Here is a 4,260-nt window from a genome sequence, read left to right on the forward strand (position 1 = left end):
CCGGACCGCAGCCGCCCGCACCGCAGGACGCCGGCTCGCCGGACGGCGCGGACCCGCACACGTCCCCGGCGCCGTGGCCGCCGCAGCCGCCGCCCGTACGGTGCTCGGGCAGGGTCACCTCGTCGGCACCCTCCACCTCGAACCCGGCGTCCGCGATCATCTCCAGGTCGGCCCGGCCCGCCTGGCCCTCACTGGTGAGGTAGTCGCCCAGGAAGATCGAGTTGGCCAGGTGCAGCGCGAGCGGCTGCATGCTGCGCAGCTGCACCTCGCGGCCGCCGGCGATGCGCACCTCGACGTCCGGGCACACGAACCGGGTCATCGCCAGGATCCGCAGGCAGCGCTGCGGGGTGAGGTTCCACTGCTGGGCGAGCGGGGTGCCCTCGAACGGGATCAGGAAGTTGACCGGCACCGAGTCCGGGTCCAGCTCGCGCAGGGCGAACACCACGTCGACGAGGTCCTCGTCGCTCTCGCCCATGCCCGCGATCAGCCCGGAGCAGGCCGACAGACCGGCCGCGTGCGCCTTGCGCACCGTGTCCACCCGGTCGGCGTACGTGTGGGTGGTGGTGATCTCCCCGTAGGTCGCCTCGGACGTGTTCAGGTTGTGGTTGTAGGCGTCCGCCCCGGCCTCCCGCAGGCGTTCCGCCTGGCCGTCGGAGAGCAGGCCGAGGCAGGCGCACACCTCGACGTCCTCGTTCTGGTCCTTGATGGCCCTGATGGTGTCCGAGACCCGGTCGACGTCCCGGTCGGTCGGACCGCGGCCGCTGGCCACCAGGCAGACCCGCTTGGCCCCGCCCGCCAGACCGGCCGCGGCGGCCTTCGACGCCTCGTCCGGCTTCAGCCACGTGTACTTGAGGATGCCGGCCGTGGAGCCGAGCCGCTGGGAGCAGTAGGAGCAGTCCTCCGGACAGAGGCCGGACTTGAGGTTGACCAGATAGTTCAGTTTCACGCGGCGCCCGAACCAGTGCCGCCGCACCTTCCCGGCCGCGGCCACCACGTCGAGCAGCTCGTCGTCCGACGTCCCGAGGACGGCCAGAGCTTCCTCGCGGGTCGGCGTCTCGCGCCGAAGCCCCTTGTCCACCAGCGTGTTCAGCAGGTCCATGAAAGCCGATCCTGTCCTACTCGACCGCCCCGGGCCAAGGAGACTTCGGACAACAGACCCGCTCGGGCGTGTGGGTATCGCCACACGGTGCTCCCGGGCCGCTCCCGCTAGTGTCTGTGCACTGACTGCGAAGGACCGGAGGGCCCATGGCGTTCGGCTGGATCGAGGAACAGGCGCGGACGCGCCGCCGGGCCGGACTCGTCAGGACGCTGCGTCCGCGCCCCGCCGACGCTCCGCTCGTCGACCTGGCGAGCAACGACTACCTGGGCCTGGCCCGCCACCCGGAGGTGACCGAGGGGGCGGCGCGGGCCGCCCGCACCTGGGGCGGCGGCGCGACCGGCTCCCGGCTCGTCACCGGCAGCACCGAACTGCACGCCGAGCTCGAACGCGAACTGGCCGCGTTCTGCGGCCACGAGTCGGCCCTGGTCTTCTCGTCCGGGTACGCCGCCAACCTCGCCGCGGTCACCGCGCTCGCCCCGCACGGCTCCCTGATCGTCTCCGACGCGGGCAACCACGCCTCCCTCATCGACGGCTGCCGGCTGGCCCGCGGGACCACACAGGTGGCGGCGCACGCCGATCCGGAGGCGGTGCGCAAGGCGCTGTCGGGCCACGACGGGCCCGCCGTCGCGGTGTCCGACACGGTGTTCTCGGTGGACGGGGACGCCGCCCCGCTCACCGCGCTCGCCGCGGCCTGCCGGGAGCACGGCGCGGGCCTGGTGCTCGACGACGCACACGGCCTGGGGGTGCTCGGCGAGGGCGGACGCGGGGCCCCGCACTCGGCCGGGCTGGCGGGTGCCGACGACGTGGTGGTGACGGTCACCCTGTCCAAGTCGCTCGGCAGCCAGGGCGGTGCGGTGCTCGGACCCGCCCGCGTGACGGAGCATCTGGTCAACGCGGCGCGGACGTTCATCTTCGACACGGGTCTGGCGCCCGCCGCGGCGGGCGCCGCACTGGCGGCCCTGCGGCTGCTGCGCCGTGAGCCGGAACGGGCGGCCTGGGCGCACGGTGTGGCCCGCGAGCTGCACGCCCGGCTGACGGCCGCGGGCCTGGACGCGGTGCGTCCCGACGCCGCGGTCGTCTCCGTGCGGGCTCCGTCCCCGGAGCAGGCCGTGCGATGGGCGGCCGACTGCCGGGCGGCCGGTCTGTCCGTGGGCTGCTTCCGTCCCCCTTCCGTGCCCGACGGTGTGTCACGGCTCAGACTGACCGCCCGCGCGGACCTGACCGGGGCGGAGATCGGACGCGCTGTACAGGTGATCGGCGAGACGCGGCCATGAGTCGGCGTGGCACGGCCGTGCGTCGCCCGGCGGGTGGAGGGGCCGGTGGCCGAGGGGCCGTTCAGCCCGTCCCGGCGAGGAAACGCGCCCAGCTGTCGGGGGAGAAGGCCAGCGCGGGTCCGGCCGGGTTCTTGGAGTCGCGCACGGCGAGCAGTCCGGCCCAGGGGCCGTCCGCGGGCCGGGCCGTCTCGACGCAGTTGTTGGCGCCCGTGCTGTAGCTGCTGCGCAGCCACCGCACACCGGGCAGTTCGGTACTGGAAGGAATGGTCCGAGGCGGTGCAGGCATCGTGCCTCCTTACGCGCCGGCGGCTGTCCCGGCGATGAAATCCAACGAGTCCTCGGGTGAAAGGGCGTGGATCGACAGGGCGTCGAAGGCCTCCAGATACGCCCGGAGGTCTTCTTTCCGCTCCAGATAGAGGCTACTCGTCAAGTGGTCGAGAACCACCACATCCAAGTCGGATGTGCGCGAGAACGAAAAGATGACGAAAGGGCCGGTAACGCCGATGTGCGCCCCGGCGGTGAACGGCAGGACCTGTAACCGGACATGGGGCAGGCGCGCGGCCTCCACCAGCCGGTCCAGCTGACGGGCCATCACCCCGGGACCGCCGACCTGACGGCGCAGCACCGCCTCGTCCAGCACCGCGCTCAGCTCCAGCGGCTGCTCCCCGAACAGCACGTCCTGGCGGGCCAGCCGCACCTCCACCAGGGTGTCCAGCCGTTCCTCAGACACCCCCTCCAGCGCGGCCCGGGTCACCTCGCGCGCGTACTCCGGGGTCTGCAGCAGGCCCGGCACCACCGTCGTCTCCAGGGTGCGCATCGCGCCTGCCTGCGACTCCAGGCTGATGAAGTCCCGGTAGGTGGGCGGCAGTACGCCGCGGTAGGCGTGCCACCAGTGGTGCCGGCCGTCGGCGTCGTCCGTGCCGGCCAGCACCATCAGCAGGTCCCGCAGCTGAGCGTCGCCCACGCCGTAGGCGTCGAGAAGTAACCGTACGTCGGCCGGTTTCACCCCGCTGGTGCCCGTCTCGATGCGGCTCACCTTGGACTGGTGCCAGCCGACCAGCCCGGCCGCCTCACCGCTGGTGAGTCCGGCCGAGGTGCGCAGCGCACGCAGCTCGGCACCCAGTTTCCGGCGACGCACGACGGGACCGTGCTGCATGGTCTCCCCCTACTCCTTGCGTGCCGCCCAAATACGCTCTCCCGTGGCAGAGTTCACCGCTTTGAGCGACAGATATATGCATATCCCGGTGGATCGGCGCCCTTCACCCCGCGGGGGTGGCAGTCTGGCGACGAAGCACCAGTGCGGGACCGTACTCCAACCATCCGCTCCGTGTCGGACCGCGGCCCCGTGGAAAGGGACGACTCGCCATGGCAGACCACCTGGAATCATCCGTCACTCTGCCGAGCGATCCCGCCTCGGTCTCCGCGGCCCGGGCCCATGTGGCGGGCGCCCTGGTGGAGTGGGGCATGCCGGCCGACGCGGAGGTGTCCGACAGCGTCCGGCTGATCGTCTCCGAGCTGGCCACCAACGCCGTGCAGCACACCTTCGGGCAGTCCCCGACCTTCCGGGTGGACGTCGGTCTCGTCCGCGACGAGCGGCTGTACGTGGCCGTCACCGACAGCCACCCCAGGTTCCCGCGCAGGCTGCCCGCCGCGGTGCAGCAGGACAACGGGCGGGGGCTCGTCATCATCCGGTGGCTGACCGCGGAGTGCGGCGGCCGGCTGAGGATCCGGCCCACGGGCGAGGGCGGCAAGACGGTGTCCGTGGAGATCCCGTGGACCGTGCCGGCCGAGCCGGTCCCGGCCGCGGGACAGCAGGAACCCTAGGGGCGCCCCCCGGCCGCCGGGCGCGCCCGGCCGGGGAGGGCGGCGGCGTGGGGGCTCAGCGGC

At 72.9% G+C, this 4,260-nt stretch carries 5 protein-coding genes; 2 read left to right on the top strand and 3 right to left on the bottom strand.

All coding sequences use genetic code 11. The features are described 5' to 3' along the window. Positions 1-1,099 (bottom strand): biotin synthase BioB (gene bioB / locus G3I53_RS08805; RefSeq protein WP_164333260.1); only part of this gene is annotated, 1,099 nt, incomplete at its 3' end. 146 nt (positions 1,100-1,245) lie between these two features. On the opposite strand from bioB, the gene G3I53_RS08810 reads away from it, so the two are divergent. Beyond that, a complete protein-coding gene (locus tag G3I53_RS08810) occupies positions 1,246-2,373 on the top strand; it encodes an 8-amino-7-oxononanoate synthase (RefSeq protein ID WP_164438200.1) in 1,128 nt (375 codons plus the stop codon). Positions 2,374-2,434: 61 nt separating this feature from the next. On the opposite strand, the gene G3I53_RS08815 is transcribed toward G3I53_RS08810, so the two are convergent. Both G3I53_RS08815 and G3I53_RS08820 read right to left on the bottom strand, forming a co-directional pair. Further along, a complete protein-coding gene (locus G3I53_RS08815; RefSeq protein WP_164336605.1) occupies positions 2,435-2,659 on the bottom strand; it encodes a DUF397 domain-containing protein in 225 nt (74 codons plus the stop codon). 9 nt (positions 2,660-2,668) lie between these two features. Next, positions 2,669-3,529: a helix-turn-helix transcriptional regulator gene (locus tag G3I53_RS08820; RefSeq protein ID WP_164336603.1), complete on the bottom strand. Its 861-nt coding sequence runs from the start codon at positions 3,527-3,529 to the stop codon at positions 2,669-2,671. Positions 3,530-3,738: 209 nt separating this feature from the next. Between G3I53_RS08820 and G3I53_RS08825 the strand changes: the two genes are divergently transcribed. Then, positions 3,739-4,197 carry an ATP-binding protein gene (locus G3I53_RS08825; RefSeq protein ID WP_164336601.1) on the top strand — a complete coding sequence of 153 codons (459 nt, stop codon included), beginning with the start codon at positions 3,739-3,741 and terminating at the stop codon, positions 4,195-4,197. Positions 4,198-4,260 lie beyond the last annotated feature (63 nt).

Source organism: Streptomyces sp. SID14436, assembly GCF_010548465.1.
Taxonomy (GTDB): Bacteria; Actinomycetota; Actinomycetes; order Streptomycetales; family Streptomycetaceae; genus Streptomyces.